Here is a 16849-nt window from a genome sequence, read left to right on the forward strand (position 1 = left end):
GGATGTGCGGCCGGCCCCGTGGGGGACGGGGCCGGCCGCGCGTACTAGGAGAGGGTCGCGATCTGGGCGCGGACCTTGGTGGCGATCTCCGTCGGCAGCGGGGCGTAGCCGATGGAGGAGAGGCCCTTCTGGCCGTCCTCGCTCGCGATGTAGGTGAGGAAGGACTTCGCGAGCTCGAGCGTGTCGGCCTTGTTGCCCTTGTCGCAGGCGATCTCGTAGGTGACGAGGGCCAGCGGGTAGGCGCCCTCGGCCTTCGTGTCGTAGGCGAGCTTCAGCGACAGGTCGGTGCCGGTGCCGGTGACCTTGGCCTCGGCGATGGCCTTGGAGGCGTTCTCCGAGCTGGCCGCGACGGGGGCAGCGGCGCCGGTGGCGAGCTTGACCGTCTGCAGGTTGTTCGCGGTGGCGAACGACAGCTCGAAGTAGCCGATGGTGCCCTCGGCCTGCTTCACGTTCGAGGCGATGTCGGCGGAGCCGGGGGCGGACTGGCCGCCCTTGCCCTTCCAGGCCTTCGCGTGCTCGTAGGGCCACTCGGCCTTGGCCGTCGCGTTGAAGTACTTGGTCAGGTTGTCCGTGGTGCCCGAGTCCGTCGAGCGGTGGAACGCCTGGATGTTGCTGCTGGGGAGCTTGGCGGTCGGGTTGAGCTTCTTGATCGCCTCGTCGTCCCACTTGGTGATCGTCGAGTTGAAGATCTTCGCGAGGGTCGGCGCGTCCAGGACCAGGTTGTCGACGCCCGGCAGGTGGTAGCCGATCGCGATCGGGCCGCCGACCATCGGGAGGTCGATGCCCTGGCCGCCCTTGCAGATGGTCTTCGAGGCGGTGATCTCCTCGGGCTTCAGCGGGGAGTCGGAACCCGCGATGCTGACGGCACCCTGGTTGAACTGGGTGACACCCTCGCCCGAGGACGAGCTCTTGTAGTTGATGTTCGTGCCGGGGCAGGCCGCCATGTAGTTCTTGACCCACACGTCCATCGCGTTCTTCTGCGCGCTGGAGCCGGAGGCGAGCAGCTGACCGCCCTTGGCGCACGCGATGGAGCTCTTCGCGGCACCCGAGGTCTTGGTGTCGCCAGGCGAAGCGTTGTTGTCGGAACCACAGGCGGTCAGGACCAACGCGCTGGAAACCGCGACCGCGCCGACGGTCAGGGCGCGCAGTCCGCTGTTACGGGAAAGCTTCACCTTCTGTGTTCCTTCCAGGAGCCCGCCGGTGGACGGCGAAGCAGAGGTATGGAGGTCTGCATCCACCCGGCACAGCGTGATGCTCACCGGTAAGGCCGAAATTATGCAGAGGAAGTGAATCGACCAACGGGAGAGGGTGAACGCAAGGTGAACCTCGTCTATCAGTGCGGGGCGGCCTGTCGCCGACGGCGCTCCGAGGGGCGCGTGGGAGTCCTGGGACGCGTGGTGCCGGTCCGGGAAAGCCCTGGTCAGGGTGGGTCGGGCTGCCGGGTCGGCCAGGGCGTGTTGCGAAAGTCCCGCCTGGCCCACGACGCCTGGCACGCGCCCTAGCGCCGCCGGGCGGCGCCGGGCCGTACGGTCCGCAGCATGGCGTCGACGAGCGGGCGGTCGCGCTCGTGCGTGAGGCGGTTGCGCGCCGCCGCCGGGGGGAGCCAGACCAGCCGGTCGACCTCGTCGTTGACGGCGAAGGTGCCGCTGACGGCCTCGGCGGCCCAGTAGCGGACCTCCTTGGGGCGTCCGTCGGCGAGATAGCGGGCGGTCGGCAACGGCGCGCCGAGCACGCACTCCATGCCGGTCTCCTCGCGGATCTCCCGCAGCGCGGCGGCCACCGGGTCCTCACCGCGTTTGAGCTTGCCCTTCGGGTGCGACCAGTCGTCGTACTTGGGGCGGTGGATCAGCGCGATCTCCACGCCGTCGTCATGGGGCGAACGGCGCCAGAGGACCGCGCCCGCGGCCAGGACGGGGGGTTGTTCCCCCGGGGAACGCAGCATCGTGGCTCACCTCGAACCGGGGACGGCGGGGGTAACGGGGACAGCTGGGACGGTGGTGGCGGACGGTACGGAGGTGCGCTGCCAGAGCCGGGCGAAGGCGAAGCGGGCCGCCTCGACCTCCTGCCGCTGGTCGGCGTGGAGCACGCCCAGCGCGTACGCGGTCGCCGGGGCGATCCGCGGGGTGCGGGCGGCGGTCGCCACGGCATTGGCGGACTCGGCGGCCTCCCGGTGCCCCTCCAGCAGCCGGGCCGCGTCCTTGAGCCGGTCGTGCAGGCTCTCACCGGCACGGGTACCGGCGCCGGCGTCCTGATCGTCCGGGCCCTGACCGCCGTCGGAGCCGTCGGAGCCGCGGGCGCCGGGTTCGTCCGGCGGGCAGACCTCGGCGGCGTAGCGGCTGAGCCGCAGCAGGGTGCGGGCCTGGTGCCACGGTGCGTCCTGCAGGTCGCTGGACAGCTCCGGGCCGAGCGCGGCGCGCACGGCGTCGGCGTTGTACGGGTGCCCGGCCCGCGCCAGCGGCAGCGCGGCCGCCGCCTCGGCGAGCCGCTGGTGCGCCAGCCCCGCGAGCGGGGGCAGCCGCACGGTGGCGGGTGCGTCCGCCGCCGCGGACAGCGGCACCTCGGAGGCCAGTACGGCGACGGCGTCGGCCACCGCGTGGAACCGCGACGAGCCCAGCGCCTGCAGTGCGGCGGAGTGCGCCCGGGTGCGCGCCAGCGTCAGCTGCCGTTCCAGCAGCGCGCCCGCGCGGGCCGCCCCGATGGCCAGCGGCCCCTGCGAGCCGAGGGCGGGCTCCTCGGGCAGGGCGGGGTCGTCGGGGTTGCCGGGGTTGCCGGGGTCGCCGGTGTCGAGGGCCGGCCGGTCGGGCTCCGAGGCCAGCCGGTGCAGGGCGGACAGCAGCCGCGCGAGCCGGGCGGCGTACTGGTGCTCGTGGGCCAGGGACGTCGAGACCCAGCCGAGCTCGGTGCGCAGCGGATCGGCCCAGCCGGGGTCGGTGAGCGTGCCGTACGTGTGCAGGGTCGCGGCGATCCGGCGGGCGGACCGGCGCAGCAGCAGGCTGGCGGCGGCACCTTCGTCGTCGGCCTGGGCACTCTGGCTGAGCGCGCGCAGGAACGTGGACGCCTGCTCATGGAGGTAGCCGGAGACCACCTCCCCGGCGCTCAGCGCGCCGAGGGCGGCCCCGCCGGCCGGTTTCCCGTCGAGGACGATTGCCGGCTGGCCGGCCTGGGCGTACGCGGTGTCACGGTGTCGCTGGGCCACGCCGGCGCCTCCGGGCGTCGATGAGCATCTCCTGGACATTGCGCAGCGGCTGCCCGTCGGGGCCGGTGCTGTGCCGGGTCCAGTTCCCGTCCGCCGCGAGGTGCCAGGACGCGGTGTCGTCCGCGGTCCCGGTCTCCAGCAGGCGGTTGAGGGTGGCGCGGTGGGCCGGGTCGGCGACCCTGACCAGCGCCTCGATGCGGCGGTCGAGGTTACGGTGCATCATGTCGGCGCTGCCGAACCAGACTTCGGGTTCGCCACCGTTGCCGAAGATGAACACCCTGGAGTGTTCGAGGAACCGGCCCAGGGTGCTGCGGACCCGGATGTTCTCCGAGAGCCCGGCGACACCCGGCCGGACCGCGCAGATACCGCGTACCCATATGTCGACGGGCACACCGGCCTGCGAGGCGCGGTAGAGGGCGTCGATGATTCCTTCGTCGACGATGGAGTTGAGCTTCATCCGGATGTACGCCGGGCGGCCGGCCCGGTGGTGGGTGATCTCCTCCATGATCCGGGAGACCAGACCGTCGCGGAGGTTGCGGGGCGCGACGAGCAGCCGGTTGTAGACCTCGCGGCGCGAGTAGCCCGACAGCCGGTTGAACAGGTGCGAGAGGTCCGCGCCGACCTGCGGGTCGGCGGTGAGCAGCCCCAGGTCCTCGTAGAGCCGTGCGGTCTTGGGGTGGTAGTTGCCGGTGCCGATGTGGCTGTAGCGGCGCAGCGTGTCGCCCTCCTGGCGGACCACGAGCGACAGCTTGCAGTGCGTCTTCAGCCCCACCAGGCCGTAGACGACGTGGCAGCCCGCCTCCTCCAGCTTGCGGGCCCACTTGATGTTGGCCTGTTCGTCGAAGCGGGCCTTGATCTCGACGAGGACGAGGACCTGCTTGCCCGCCTCGGCAGCGTCGATGAGCGCGTCCACGATCGGGGAGTCGCCGGAGGTGCGGTACAGCGTCTGCTTGATCGCCAGTACGTCCGGGTCGGCCGCCGCCTGGTCCAGGAAGGTCTGGACGGAGGTCGAGAAGGAGTCGTACGGGTGGTGCAGCAGCACATCGCGTTCGCGCAGCGCCGCGAAGATGTCGGGCGCCGACGCCGATTCGACCTCGGCCAGGTCGCGGTGGGTGCCGGCGATGTACTTGGGGTACTTCAGCTCCGGCCGGTCCAGGCCCGCTATCGCGAACAGCCCGGTCAGGTCGAGCGGGCCGGGCAGCGGATAGACCTCGGTGTGCTTCATCTTCAGCTCGTGCACGAGCAGGTCGAGCACCCGCGGAGCAATCGATTCTTCCACTTCGAGGCGCACCGGCGGCCCGAAGCGGCGCCGCATCAGCTCCCGCTCCAGCGCCTGGAGCAGGTTCTCGGTGTCGTCCTCCTCCACCTCCAGGTCCTCGTTGCGGGTGACCCGGAACATGTGGTGGTCCAGGACCTCCATACCGGGGAAGAGCTCCTCCAGGTGCGCGGCGATGACGTCCTCCAGCGGGACGTAGCGCTGCGGGCTCGCCTCGAGGAAGCGGGAGAGGATCGGCGGCACCTTCACCCGGGCGAAGTGCTCGTGCCCGGAGACCGGGTTCCGTACGACGACGGCCAGGTTCAGGGACAGGCCGGAGATGTACGGGAACGGGTGCGCCGGGTCGACGGCCAGCGGGGTCAGCACGGGGAAGATCTGCTGCCGGAAGAGGGTGAACAGGCGGGCCTGCTCCTTCTCCGTCAGCTCCGCCCAGCGGATGACGTGTATGCCCTCGTCGGCCAGCTGCGGTGCGATGTCGTTCTGGAAGCAGGCGGCGTGCCGGGCCATGAGCTCGCGGGACCGGGTGAGGATCAGGTCCAGTACGTCGCGGGGCTGCAGGCCGGAGGCCGAACGGGTGGCGACACCGGTCGCCATGCGGCGCTTGAGGCCGGCGACCCGGACCATGAAGAACTCGTCGAGATTGCTCGCGAAGATCGCGAGGAAGTTAGCCCGTTCGAGGAGCGGCGTGGCCGGATCCTCGGCGAGTTCCAGCACGCGTTCGTTGAACGCGAGCCAGCTGCGCTCGCGGTCCAGGAAGCGGCCCTGGGGGAGATCACCGTCGGCTTCGCCCTCGGAGGCGGGGCCGACAGCGGCCTCCACGTCGGGGACGAACTGGGGTCGGAAAGCGGTGCTGACCGTGCCTGTCCCCTTGGGCTGACCGGGGACACCGGCTTGATTCATCGAGGCCATGGAGTACGAGCCCTCCTCCGGTTCCGGCACGTCGAACACGTCGTACGGCTTGCCGGGAGCCCTCGGGGAGCGCCCTGGGGCCGTCCGTTCATTGTCCCGTGCCGAACGGGAAAGCGGCAGGTCGGGCGGTGGGGGGTGCTGCGGGTTGGGGGGAGGGGCAGCGGGCTGCATTCCGTGATGCTCGCAAGCCAGTCTGAATCAGCGGTAACGAGAACATGACGGGCCGGACAGCGGGGGGCGACTCCGTGGTGCACAAAGTCTCAGTACCGGCTCGGAACGATTCCGGTCCGGTGTCGGGCGGGCCGCGTCCCCCGCGGTGAGGTACATCGGGGACGGCGTACGGTCCTTCGCGATCAGCTCTCCGTGCGGTACATCAGGTCGGTCTCGTGGGTCGTGAAGCCCAGCCGCTCGTAGACGGTGACGGCCGGGATGTTGTCCGCGTCCACGTAGAGCATCGCGGTGGGCAGCTTCTCCTGGTCCGCGAGGTGCCGCAGGCCGATCGCGGTGAGCGCCTTGCCCAGGCCGCTGCCCTGCTCGTCCGGGTGGACACCGACGACGTAGACCTCGCCGAGCCGGTCCGCGCGGTGCACCTTCGTCCAGTGGAAGCCGACGACGTCGTCCCCGCGGACGGCGAGGAAGAAGCCCGCCGGGTCGAACCACCGCTCGGCCTCGCGGTCGTCCAGGTCACGCTGGGTGAGCGAGCCCTGCTCGGGGTGGTGGGCGAACGCGGCCGCGTTCACCGCCAGCCAGGCGGCGTCGTCCTGCCCGGGGACGAAGGTCCGTACGGTGATGCCCGCCGGGATCACCGGCTCCGGCAGCGCGGGGCCGCCGTCGAGCGGGCGGCGCAGCTGCCGCAGCTCCCGGAACAGGCTCAGCCCGAGCTGTACGGCCAGGTGCCGGGCGGCCGGGTGGCCGCCGTGCGCCCACACCCGCAGCCGCTTGCCGCTGGCGTCGAGCAGCGCCCGGCCGAGCGCGTGGCCGTGGCCGTGCGCGCGGCGGGCGGCGCTGATGAGGAACTCGGCGGCGGGCGGCTCGACCGGGTCGGTGTCCTCGAGCTGCCCGTAGCCGGCCAGCTCGTCGCCCACGTACAGCAGCAGGTGCCGCACCCCGGGGCGCGCCCCGCCGCGCAGATTGAGCCGGCCCTGCTCGGAGACCGCCCACTGCCCGTCGGCCGCCGCCGCCTCGCCGAGGAGCGCGAGGACGTCCCGCGCGGTGTCGGGCGCGAGCGCGTCCACGGTCTCGATCCGGCGGGTGGGCGTGCTGGGCTGCGCGGCGTCGGTCATGAACCCGAGCGTAGAGCCTGTCCGGCGGATAGTGGGGCCCAGGCATCGCCTGGTGGACGGGCGCCCCCGCCGAAGGCGGGGAAGGCTTGCGAGGCTCCCCCGTTACCGCTGGGAGGTGTCCCCGGCACCTGCGAACGCGGTGGTATGCGCCGTGGACAGGTCCGCTCCGCCGGCCACCGGATCACGGGAGGGAACGAGGACGGCCGCGAGGCAGGCCGCGGCTCCGGCGACGGCGAAGCCGGGCCAGTAGCCGGCGCCGGTGATCAGGGCGCCGATGACGGGCGGGACCAGGGCGGCCGTCAGGTTCTGGCCGGTGTTGTGGATGCCCAGCGCGCGTCCGGACCAGGCGGGCCCGGCGCCCTCGGCGGTGGCGGTGAAGGACAGCCCGTTGGTGCTGGCCGTGATGCCGATGGCCAGGACCAGGGCGACGTCGGTGAGGGGGGACGGGAAGGCCGCGGTCAGCGCGGTGGCCCCGATGACCGCGGCGGTGATCAGGGCGAGCTGCCGCATCGGCCGCATCCGGCTGCCCACCCGGTCCGACCAGCGGCCCACGACGATCCGCGAGACCGCGCCCAGCCCCTGGCCCAGCGCCACCAGCTGCCCGGCCGCGACCGGCGACCAGCCGCGTGCGTCGACCAGCAGCACCAGCGCGAAGGCACCCGCCGTGAACTGCGGGACGACCAGCAGTGCGCCGGAGCCGTGGATGCGCCACAGCACCTTCGAACCGCGGTACGGATTGGCGGTACGGACGGCCGTCCCCGCGCTCCTCGCGGCGCGGGCCGGGTCGGCGGCGAACGCGGCGATCAGGACCGCGATCACCCCGCAGAGCGCGGCGAGGAACGCGATCGCGCCCCGCACCCCGTACGCGGCGGCGATCGGCGGCATCGTCAGCGCCGCCATGGCCATCCCGAGCGGGGTGGAGGTCTGCCGGATGCCCATGGCCAGCCCGCGCTCCCCGGCGCCGAACCAGCCCATCACCAGCCGGCCGCTCGCCGAGTAGACGGAGGCCGAGGCCGCGCCCGCCAAGGCGAGGACCAGGCCGAACGCGGTCATCGAGCCGATCGTCGTGGCCACCCCGAGCAGCACGGCCGCCAGCCCCAGCCCCGAGGAGATGACGATGCGCTCGCCCCAGCGGTCGGCGGCGGCGCCCCAGGCGATCAGGGCCAGCACCAGCCCCGCCGTCGGGCAGGCGGCCAGCAGGCCGACCTGCGTGAGGGTGAGGTGCTCCGCGGAGCGCAGCTCGTCGGCGAGGGACGGGATCGCGTAGACGAACGCGCAGGCCGAGGTCTGCGCGGCGGTTCCCAGGGCGAGCATCAGCCAGCGCTTCGCCTGCGGGGGCGTCAGCGGGGACGTCGGCGGGAGCGTCCGGGCCGGTGGCTGAGGGGAGTTGGGCGTCTGCATCGCTGGGTGCGCCTCCTCGGTCGGTGGTGGACACAACTATGCCGCCGTACTGCATGGTGAGACAGGGTGTTTCGCATTCTGGGACGGTGCGTCGGCGGGACGGTCGGCCGGCCGCTGGAGCTCCGCGGAGTTCCGCGAGTCGAAATCAGCTTTTAACCCTCGAACGCCTGTCGCGCTACGCGCGTTGACCCTAGGCTCCCCGAATCGGCCACACCTGGACGGCTCTTTACCTTGAGGACTCAGAGGGAACCCATGTCTCTGGCACGTAGATTGACCGCCGCGGCCGCGGGGCTCGCGGCCATCGGCGCGCTCGCCGCCGCCGCGCCCGCGCACAGCGGCCACGGTGGCTACGGTGGCGGTCACGGCGGCAACGGCCACGGTGGCGGCGGCCACGACAGCCGCACCGTCGACCTCCAGCTGCTCGCGCTGAACGACTTCCACGGCAACCTGGAGCCGCCCGCCGGTTCGTCCGGCCGGGTCACCGAACTCCAGGCCGACGGCACCACGAAGACCGTCGACGCGGGTGGCGTCGAGTACCTGGCGTCGAGCCTGCGCACCGCCCGCAAGGGCCACGACCGCTCGATCACCGTCGCCGCCGGTGACATCGTCGGGGCCAGCCCGCTGATCTCGGGGCTCTTCCACGACGAGCCGACCGTCGAGGCGATGAACAAGCTCGGCCTGGACGTCACCAGCGTCGGCAACCACGAGTTCGACGAGGGCAGGACCGAGCTGCTGCGCCTGCAGAGCGGCGGCTGCCACCCGACCGACGGCTGCTACGAGAAGGGCCGGAAGTTCAAGGGAGCGGACTACCCGATCCTCTCGGCGAACGTCGTCAACGAGAAGACCGGCAAGCCGCTGCTCGCGCCCTACTCGATCCAGAACGTGAACGGCGTGCGCGTCGGGTTCATCGGCGTCACGCTCAAGGGCACCCCGAACATCGTCTCCGCCGACGGCGTCAAGGGCCTCAAGTTCCTCGACGAGGCCGAGACGATCAACAAGTACACGAAGGAACTGAAGCGCAAGGGCGTCAACGCCGTCGTCGCGCTCATCCACGAGGGCGGCTTCCCCGCGTCGCCCGCGTACAACTACAACTGCGATGCGGGCGGCGCCGGTTCCGGGCTGTCCGGGCCCATCGTCGACATCGCCAAGACGACCTCGGCCGACGTGGACGCCCTCGTCACCGGCCACACCCACAACGCCTACGTCTGCACCATCCCCGACCCGGCCGGCAACCCGCGGCTGGTGACGAGCGCGTCCTCGTTCGGCCGGCTCTTCACCGAGCTGGACATGAAGTACGACCGCAGGACCCAGGACATCGTCCGCACGTCGGTCAAGGGCTCCAACCACGTCGTGGACCGCGTCCAGCCGAAGGCCGCGGACCTCACCAAGCTCGTCGACCACTGGCGCGCGCTGGCCGCCCCGGTCGCGAACCGCACGGTCGGCTACATCAGCGCGGACGTCAAGGCGAACGACGCCGACGGCAACGAGTCGCCGCTCGGCGACGTCATCGCCGACGCGCAGTTCGCCTACGGCAAGACCCGCGACCCCAAGACATCGATCGCGCTCATGAACCCCGGTGGCATCCGCACCGACCTCGTCTACGCGCCCTCGGGTACCGAGGGCCCCGGCGTCGTCACGTACGGGGAGGGCTTCGCCGTCCAGCCGTTCAGCAACACGGTGAACCTCGCGGATCTCACCGGCGCTCAGGTCATCACCGCTCTGCAGCAGCAGGTCAGCGGGGCGAACCAGGCTTCGCCGAAGATCCTGCAGGTTTCGTCGGGGCTGACGTACACGCTCGACCTGACGAAGACGGGCGCGGACCGCGTCGTCGCGGACACCGTGAAGCTCGGTGGGGTTCCGATCGATCCGGCCGGTGTCTACCGCGTCGCCATGAACTCGTTCCTGGCGGGTGGCGGGGACGGGTTCGCTGCTCTTGGCGCTGGGAAGAACCCGCTCGTCGGGGGGGACGACCTCGCCGCGCTCAATGCTTACCTGACGGCGAACTCGTCGGCTGCGGCGCCGCTTGTGCCTCCGGCGGCTGACCGGATCACGGTCGTCAAGTAGCACCGCCCAACGTGGAGTTGGGAGACGCGGGCTTAGCCGCGACAGGGGCCCGGGTCGCGGAAGGACATCCTTCCGCGACCCGGGCCTTCTGCTGCTCGGGGTCGCAGGGTTCGCGCATGGGTCAGTAAGGTCATATGACTGCAGAGTGACGTGCGCGCAACGGGACTTCGATGCACGGGGGGCATGGCATGACGAATCGTCCGACGGATTGGCACGTCCTGGATCTGGACGCCGCGCAGAACTCCCCCTTCACACTCTTCTGGTCCAGAGAGGACTGACAAGCACGTGAGCCGGTACATCGATGTGATCGAGCCGATGAGGCAAGCCTCGGATCAATCGATCGTGGCCTTCTGCGCCTCCTGCGCGGAGCAGGCGGCGTCGCTCTACAGGGGTTTGGGGAACGCCGAATTCCAGGAGAGGTTCGAGGAACTGCTCGAACTGTGCTGGGAGGCTGCCGGTGGCCGGGCGGACGAGGACGACTGCGTGGAAGCGCTGGAGGAGCTGGAGGTCGCACCGGAGCTGGATGAGGACGACTCCGACCGGCAGGAGTTCTATGCCGGACACTCCCTGGCCCTCATCGCCGGAACTCTCGCCGCCTCCATGAGACCTGACCCGGGCAAGGGCGAACTCTCAGGGCAGACGGTGGAGACGGTGCTCTCCGAATTCGACTGGGTGCTCGCCGGTAGCGTGCCGCGCGTCGTCAGAGCCGGTGACCCGCTGCCGGAAGCGGGCTCGCTGCACACCGCCGCCCTGGACGCTCAGCGCACGGTCCTCGAAGCGATCCGCGACAACGGGTCGGGAGGCACGGGCGATCTCGATCTGACCCGGCTGCGTGAGGTCAGCCGTGAGCTGGCCGCTGAGATCACCCGTGCGCTCCCCGATGTTGCCGCGCATCGGAGCTGGGATGTGGCGGAGGCCTGACGACGCCAGTGGTCGTCCCGGTTCATGTCAGGCCGGGCGGGGCCATGGGGGCGCCCGGGAGGCGGACGGTGGCCACGGTGCCGCCGCCGCCGGCCGGGCGGAGGCTCACCTCGCCGCCGGACTGCTGGACGGTGCGGGCCACGATGGACAGTCCCAGGCCGCTGCCGGGCAGGCTGCGGGCGGACGGGGAGCGCCAGAAGCGCTCGAAGACGTGCGGGAGTTCGTCCTCGGGGATACCGGGGCCGTGGTCGCGGACCGTCAGCACGCCGTGGTCCAGCCGTACTTCGACCGAGCCGGCCGGCGGGCTGAACTTCACCGCGTTGTCCAGCAGGTTCACCACCGCGCGTTCCAGAGCGACCGGCTCCGCGCGGACGTACCAGGGCGCCAGCTCGGCCCGGATCGCCAGATCGGGCCCTCGCAGCCTGGCCCGTTCCAGCGCGGCTTCCGCGATCTCGTGCAGGGCCACCACCTGGAGCGTGGGCTCCCCGTCAGGGCGGGAGAGCTCCTGAAGGTCGCCGATCAGCGCCGCCAGCTCCGTCATCTGCGCCTTCACGCTCGCCAGCAGCGCCTTACGGTCCGCCGGGGGGATGGGCCGCCCGGCGGCCTCGCTGCGCTCCAGCAGTTCGATGTTGGTGCGGAGGGAGGTGAGCGGGGTGCGGAGCTCGTGCCCCGCGTCCGCGATCAACTGCTGCTGCCGGTCGCGGGACGATGCCAGTGCGGCCGTCATCGCGTTGAACGATTCTGAGAGCCGTGCGATCTCGTCCTCCCCTTCGACGGGGATCCGGACGCTGAGGTCTTCGGTCCGTGCGATGTGCTCGACGGTCTCGGTGAGGCGGTCGACCGGCTTCAGCCCGGCCCGGGCGATCAGCAATCCGGCGGCGCCGGCCCCGAGGACGCCGATGCCGGCGACCGCGAGCAGGACCCAGGCGAGGGTGTTCAGGGGGTCGGTGATCTCGGACAGCGGGCGGGCCACGGACAGGGCGAGCGGCTGTCGGCCGAGGGCCAGGTTGGTGCCCATGGTGTAGACGCGCAGCTCGGTACCGTCCGCGGTCGTCACGTTGTGGGTGACGGCATGCGGAGTGCCATCGGGCTTGAGGGGATCAGCGGCGATGGCCTGGTCGACCTTCGTCACGGGGAAGGCTGCGGTGCCCTCGACCCAGCACGATTTGCCGTTGGGCTGGACCACTTGGGCGGATGTGTTGTTCGTGTTGATGAACGGATATCGCCCCGGGCCGACGTCCTGCACCGGCGGGGTGGCCAAGCATCCGTTCTGGTTGATCGATCGCGAGATCTGAGGAACCGCGTCGGCCTGGCGCAGCGACCGGTCCAGCTGCTCGGTGAGCTGCTGCTTCGTGATCAGCCAGCAGGAGAGTGCCACCGCGGCCACCGCCACCGCCACCGCGGCCGCCGTGAGGATCGCCAACCGCGAACGGAGTGGCAACCGCTTCATGACTTGCCGTCCGGCGCCCGCAGCGCGTAGCCGACGCCGCGGACGGTGTGGACGAGTCGGGGGAGGCCGTCGATCTCGGTCTTGCGGCGGAGGTACATGACGTAGACGTCGAGGGAGTTGGAGGAGGGCTCGAAGTCGAAGCCCCAGACGGACTTGAGGATCTGCTCGCGGGTCAGGACCTGGCGGGGGTGGGCGAGGAACATCTCCAGCAGGGTGTATTCGGTGCGGGTGAGTTCGACGGGGCGGCCGGCGCGGGTGACCTCGCGGGTGGAGGTGTCCATGCGGAGGTCGGCGAAGGTGAGGGCGTTGTCCTCGTCGGCTGCGGCCGCCGCGGCCGCGTAGGAGCTGCGGCGCAGCAGGGCGCGGAGGCGGGCGAGGAGTTCGTCGAGTTCGAAGGGCTTGACGAGGTAGTCGTCGGCGCCCGCGTCGAGGCCGGTGACGCGGTCGCCGACGGTGTCGCGGGCGGTGAGCATCAGGATGGGCACGGTCACACCCGTGGCGCGGAGCCGGCGGGCGGTGGTGAGGCCGTCCATGCGGGGCATCAGGACGTCCAGGATGATCGCGTCCGGCCGGTAGCCGTCGACCTGGTCGAGGGCCGCCATGCCGTCGGCGGCGATGGCGGTGTCGTAGCCCTCGAAGGCGAGGCTGCGCTGCAGCGCCTCGCGTACGGCGGGCTCGTCGTCGACGATCAGGATGCGGGCGGGGGCCTCGCCGTTCTCGCCGGGGCTCATGGGGGTCGCGACCTCGTGGTGGTGAAGGGGGGTGGGGACGGTTATCAGCCTCGCACGGCGGCGGGGCGGTGGCGTGCGGAGCCGCGTCGGACGGGTGCCGGGGTGGCGACTTCGGCGGCGCGGGGCGGCTGCGGGGCGGCTGCGGCGGCCGGTGTGACCGGCATTCCGTGCAGCAGGTCGAGGTCGGCGGGGCCGGTGCGGACGGCGGCGTCGGGTGCGGGGCCGCCCGCTCCCCAGGAGACGGCGGCGGCGAGGGCGTGCCGGGCACGGTTGACGTTGACGGTGATGGCGTTGGTGGTCATGGGACTGCCTCCCCTGAGGTGGAGCTCGGGTGCGGACCGCAGGTCAGTTGGTGCCGCCGCTGCGCAGTGAGTCGAGGTCGGCCTTCACGGTGTTGATCGGGATGGAGAAGCCGAGGCCGACACTGCCGGCGCCGCTGCCCGAGGAGCCGGACGAAGCGGCCGAGTACATCGCGGAGTTGATGCCGATGATCTCGCCGTTCATGTTGATCAGCGCGCCGCCGGAGTTGCCGGGGTTGAGGGACGCGTCGGTCTGGATGGCCTTGTAGGTGGTCGTGGAGTTGCCGGTGTCGCCGTTGTACTGGTTGCCGCCGAAGCTGAACGGCCACTGGTCGGAGCCGCCGCTGCCGCCCTGGCCCTGGCCCCGGCCCTGGCTCTCGTCGGTGGAGACGGTCACGTCGCGGTTGAGCGCGGAGACGATGCCGCTGGTGACGGTGCCGGTCAGGCCCTCGGGCGAACCGATGGCCACGACCTGGTCGCCGACGGCGATGCCGTCGGAGTTGCCGAGCTTGGCGGCGGTGAGGCCGCTGGCGTTGTCGACCTTGATGAGGGCGAGGTCCTTCTTGGCGTCGGTGCCGACGACCTTGGCGGTGGCCGTCCTGCCGTCGCTGTAGGTGACCTTGATGCTGGTGGCGCCGGCGATGACGTGGTTGTTGGTGATGATCTCGCCGTTGCTGGTGATGATCACGCCGGCGCCGGTGGACCGGCCGGCGTTCGAGGTCGCGCCGATCTCGACGATGCTCGGGCTGACCGCGGAGGCGACGCCGGCCACGCCGGTCTTGCTGGAGCTGGCGTTGACGGCGGCTGCCGCGGTGCTGACGGTGGGGTGCGAGGTGGTGTTGCCGATCAGCGCCACCGTTCCGCCGCCGACGACGCCCGAAGCGATCGCCACGGCGGCGAACAGGGCGATCGGCTTGCGGACCTTGCGCCGGGAGGTGGGGACGGGGGAGGGACCGGGTGAGGGCTGTGCACCGGGGGGCGGCGGCGGGTACATGCCGTCGGAACCGCTGCCCGCCGGGGGCGTCTGGTGGGTGGTGTGCGGTCCGCTGGGCCACACGGTGACCCCGGAGGGGGTCGTCACGGGCTGCTCCGGCTCGTACGCCGGCGGGGGCGGATAGGCCGCGTTCGGGTCGTAGTCGCTGTTGCTGCGCTGCGTGTGATCGGTCATGTCACTGACTTTGCGGCGGCAACATGAGAGCTTCCTGAGCGTCCGCTGAGAAGCCCGACAGAAGTAGGTATGCCCGATATAAAGGTCAGCGGCCCCAAGGGGGGCGGGCCTTTAGCGGGGCCTTACTGGCAGCCGCAGGAGGCCCGTACGACGAGCCGGGACGGGAACTGCCGCAGCCGGTCGCGACGGGTGCCGTTGACGCGCAGCGAGTCGTCCAGGACGAGGTCCACCGCGGCGCGGGCCATCGCCTCACGGTCCGAGGCGACCGTGGTGAGCGGCGGGTCGGTGAGGGCCGCTTCCTTCACGTCGTCGAAGCCGGCGACGGCCAGCCCGCCCGGTACGTCGATCCGCAGCTCGCGGGCAGCGCGCAGCACGCCGATCGCCTGGTCGTCGGTGGCGCAGAAGATGGCGGGCGGCCGGTCCGGGCCCGCGAGCAGGCCGAGGGCGACCTGGTAGGCGTCGTAGCGGTTGTAGGGGGCCTGGAAGAGCCGGCCCTCGATGGAACGGCCGGACTCCCGCATCGCGCGCCGCCAGCCTTCGACGTGGTCGGTGACGGGGTCACCCAGGACCGGGGTCTTCTCGGTGCCACCCAGGCACGCCACGTACTCGTGGCCGTGCTCCAGCAGGTGGCGGGTGGCGAGCTGCGCTCCGCCGATGTCGTCCGTGACGACCGCGTACTCGTCGATCGCCTCCGGCCGCTCGTGCAACAGGACGATCCGGGCGTCCCACGCCTCTATCTCGGCGGCGGCGTTCGCGCTCGGGCCCTGGCTGATCAGGATCAGCCCGGAGACCCGCATGCCGAGGAACGCGCGGAGGTAGTGGATCTCGCGGTCGTCCAGATAGTCGGAGTTGCCGACGAGGACCATTTTTCCGCGGTCGGACGCCGCCTGCTCGACCGCGTGCGCCATCTCGCCGAAGAACGGCTGACGGGCATCGGGGACGATCAGGCCTATGAGGTCCGTGCGGCGGCTGGCCATCGCCTGGGCCACACGGTCCGGGCGATAACCGAGCTGCGCGATGGCCGCCTGCACCCGCTCGCGGGTGGCCGGGGCGACCGGCCGGGGTCCGTTGTTGATGACATAGCTGACGACGGCGGTGGACGTACCCGCCAGCCTGGCCACATCGTCACGCGTCACCTTTGCCACGGGCCGCAGTCTACGCGGGTCCACCCCGTCCGTTACGCGGATCTGTCGGCGCTCGCACGCGCTCGGGCCTGAGCCTGGGCCTCGGCTTGCGCCTGGGCCTGGGCCTGGGCCTTCGCGGCTTCCTCGGCGGCCCGCTCGACCTTTTCCGGGGTGACGAAGCGGTAGCCGACGTTCCGGACGGTACCGATCAGGGACTCGTGCTCAGGGCCGAGCTTCGCGCGCAGTCGCCGTACGTGGACATCCACCGTCCGGGTGCCGCCGAAGTAGTCGTATCCCCAGACCTCCTGCAGCAGCTGCGCGCGGGTGAAGACCCGGCCCGGGTGCTGCGCGAGGTATTTGATCAGCTCGAATTCCTTGAAGGTCAGATCCAGCACCCGGCCCTTGAGCTTCGCGCTGTACGTCGCCTCGTCGACCGACAGGTCGCCGTTGCGGATCTCCATCGGGCTGTCGTCGACGCCGATCTGCTGGCGGCCCATCGCGAGCCGCAGCCGCGCCTCGACCTCGGCGGGACCCGCGGTGTCGAGCAGGACGTCGTCGATGCCCCAGTCGGCGGTGACGGCGGCGAGGCCGCCCTCGGTGACGACCAGGACCAGCGGACAGCCGGGGCCGGTGGAGCGGAGCAGCTGGCACAGCGAGCGGACCTGGGGCAGGTCACGGCGGCCGTCGATCAGAATGACGTCGGCGCCGGGGGTGTCCACCAGGGCCGGTCCTTCGGCCGGTGCCACGCGGACGCTGTGGAGCAGCAGTCCGAGCGCGGGAAGTACTTCGGTGGACGGCTGGAGCGCGTTCGTCAGGAGCAGGAGAGAGCTCACTTGTCGCTCCCATCGGTCGTCCGGTACTGCTGCTGCACACTTTGCTTGCCCATTTGCGAACCCTCCTCGGTCCCTGCGAGGACGTACCTGGTGAAGCGGTGTTTCAGAAAGCGGTGTCTCAACATGTGGTCGGAAAACCTGGTTCAGAAAGCACGAAAGGACCCGGGGGCGACGCTGCCCGGATCCTCTTCCCC

Annotated in this window: 14 protein-coding genes; 2 read left to right on the top strand and 12 right to left on the bottom strand. The window is 71.3% G+C overall.

The genetic code is table 11. The annotated features are described in order from the left end of the window. Positions 1 to 44 precede the first annotated feature (44 nt). The 6 genes from pstS to O3W51_RS24760 form a co-directional block, all read right to left on the bottom strand. Positions 45 to 1172 (bottom strand): phosphate ABC transporter substrate-binding protein PstS, encoded by a 1128-nt coding sequence (gene pstS, locus O3W51_RS24735; protein ID WP_138358487.1) that lies wholly within the window; start codon positions 1170 to 1172, stop codon positions 45 to 47. 326 nt (positions 1173 to 1498) lie between these two features. Next, positions 1499 to 1942, bottom strand: coding sequence for an NUDIX hydrolase (locus O3W51_RS24740; protein WP_138358489.1), 444 nt, complete (start codon positions 1940 to 1942; stop codon positions 1499 to 1501). Positions 1943 to 1948: 6 nt separating this feature from the next. Further along, positions 1949 to 3196: a CHAD domain-containing protein gene (locus O3W51_RS24745; protein WP_381587305.1), complete on the bottom strand. Its 1248-nt coding sequence runs from the start codon at positions 3194 to 3196 to the stop codon at positions 1949 to 1951. After that, positions 3177 to 5381 carry an RNA degradosome polyphosphate kinase gene (locus O3W51_RS24750; RefSeq protein ID WP_381587313.1) on the bottom strand — a complete coding sequence of 735 codons (2205 nt, stop codon included), beginning with the start codon at positions 5379 to 5381 and terminating at the stop codon, positions 3177 to 3179. The genes O3W51_RS24745 and O3W51_RS24750 overlap by 20 nt, the downstream gene beginning before the upstream one ends. Before the next feature lie 353 nt (positions 5382 to 5734). Beyond that, entirely contained in the window at positions 5735 to 6664 is a 930-nt protein-coding gene (gene mshD / locus O3W51_RS24755) for a mycothiol synthase (RefSeq protein ID WP_138354039.1), read from the bottom strand. Between the two features lie 102 nt (positions 6665 to 6766). After that, a complete protein-coding gene (locus tag O3W51_RS24760; protein WP_138354040.1) occupies positions 6767 to 8065 on the bottom strand; it encodes an MFS transporter in 1299 nt (432 codons plus the stop codon). A gap of 252 nt (positions 8066 to 8317) precedes the next feature. On the opposite strand from O3W51_RS24760, the gene O3W51_RS24765 reads away from it, so the two are divergent. Further along, on the top strand, positions 8318 to 10129 hold the full coding sequence (locus O3W51_RS24765) for a bifunctional metallophosphatase/5'-nucleotidase (RefSeq protein ID WP_269287360.1): 1812 nt from the start codon (positions 8318 to 8320) through the stop codon (positions 10127 to 10129). A 285-nt stretch (positions 10130 to 10414) separates the two neighbouring features. After that, on the top strand, positions 10415 to 11050 hold the full coding sequence (locus tag O3W51_RS24770) for a hypothetical protein (protein WP_269287361.1): 636 nt from the start codon (positions 10415 to 10417) through the stop codon (positions 11048 to 11050). A gap of 22 nt (positions 11051 to 11072) precedes the next feature. Here O3W51_RS24770 and O3W51_RS24775 read toward each other — a convergent pair whose 3' ends face one another. From O3W51_RS24775 to O3W51_RS24800, 6 genes are all read right to left on the bottom strand, one after another. After that, entirely contained in the window at positions 11073 to 12500 is a 1428-nt protein-coding gene (locus tag O3W51_RS24775) for a sensor histidine kinase (protein ID WP_138354043.1), read from the bottom strand. Next, positions 12497 to 13231, bottom strand: a complete 735-nt coding sequence (locus O3W51_RS24780; RefSeq protein WP_138354044.1) for a response regulator transcription factor — start codon at positions 13229 to 13231, stop codon at positions 12497 to 12499. Before O3W51_RS24780 ends, O3W51_RS24775 begins: the two co-directional genes overlap by 4 nt. 44 nt (positions 13232 to 13275) lie before the next feature. Further along, the gene (locus O3W51_RS24785; protein WP_138354045.1) at positions 13276 to 13533 is read right to left on the bottom strand and encodes a hypothetical protein; all 258 of its coding nucleotides are present in this window, start codon (positions 13531 to 13533) and stop codon (positions 13276 to 13278) included. A gap of 43 nt (positions 13534 to 13576) precedes the next feature. Next, positions 13577 to 14698 carry a S1C family serine protease gene (locus O3W51_RS24790; protein WP_269287363.1) on the bottom strand — a complete coding sequence of 374 codons (1122 nt, stop codon included), beginning with the start codon at positions 14696 to 14698 and terminating at the stop codon, positions 13577 to 13579. 122 nt (positions 14699 to 14820) lie between these two features. Beyond that, complete coding sequence (locus O3W51_RS24795) at positions 14821 to 15843, bottom strand: LacI family DNA-binding transcriptional regulator (protein WP_138354047.1); 1023 nt, start codon at positions 15841 to 15843, stop codon at positions 14821 to 14823. A gap of 32 nt (positions 15844 to 15875) precedes the next feature. Then, positions 15876 to 16655 (bottom strand): response regulator transcription factor, encoded by a 780-nt coding sequence (locus O3W51_RS24800; RefSeq protein WP_138354048.1) that lies wholly within the window; start codon positions 16653 to 16655, stop codon positions 15876 to 15878. Positions 16656 to 16849 lie beyond the last annotated feature (194 nt).

The organism is Streptomyces sp. H39-C1, from assembly GCF_027158125.1.
Taxonomy (GTDB): domain Bacteria; phylum Actinomycetota; class Actinomycetes; order Streptomycetales; family Streptomycetaceae; genus Actinacidiphila; species Actinacidiphila fildesensis.

Excerpts from the sequence above, each read along its gene's own strand:
- O3W51_RS24775 (WP_138354043.1), bottom strand. The coding sequence starts at position 12,500 with ATGAAGCGGTTGCCACTCCGTTCGCGGTTGGCGATCCTCACGGCGGCC.
- O3W51_RS24750 (WP_381587313.1), bottom strand. The coding sequence starts at position 5,381 with ATGGCCTCGATGAATCAAGCCGGTGTCCCCGGTCAGCCCAAGGGGACA.
- O3W51_RS24780 (WP_138354044.1), bottom strand. The coding sequence starts at position 13,231 with ATGAGCCCCGGCGAGAACGGCGAGGCCCCCGCCCGCATCCTGATCGTC.
- O3W51_RS24765 (WP_269287360.1), top strand. The coding sequence starts at position 8,318 with ATGTCTCTGGCACGTAGATTGACCGCCGCGGCCGCGGGGCTCGCGGCC.
- O3W51_RS24740 (WP_138358489.1), bottom strand. The coding sequence starts at position 1,942 with ATGCTGCGTTCCCCGGGGGAACAACCCCCCGTCCTGGCCGCGGGCGCG.
- O3W51_RS24790 (WP_269287363.1), bottom strand. The coding sequence starts at position 14,698 with ATGACCGATCACACGCAGCGCAGCAACAGCGACTACGACCCGAACGCG.
- mshD (WP_138354039.1), bottom strand. The coding sequence starts at position 6,664 with ATGACCGACGCCGCGCAGCCCAGCACGCCCACCCGCCGGATCGAGACC.
- O3W51_RS24760 (WP_138354040.1), bottom strand. The coding sequence starts at position 8,065 with ATGCAGACGCCCAACTCCCCTCAGCCACCGGCCCGGACGCTCCCGCCG.
- O3W51_RS24785 (WP_138354045.1), bottom strand. The coding sequence starts at position 13,533 with ATGACCACCAACGCCATCACCGTCAACGTCAACCGTGCCCGGCACGCC.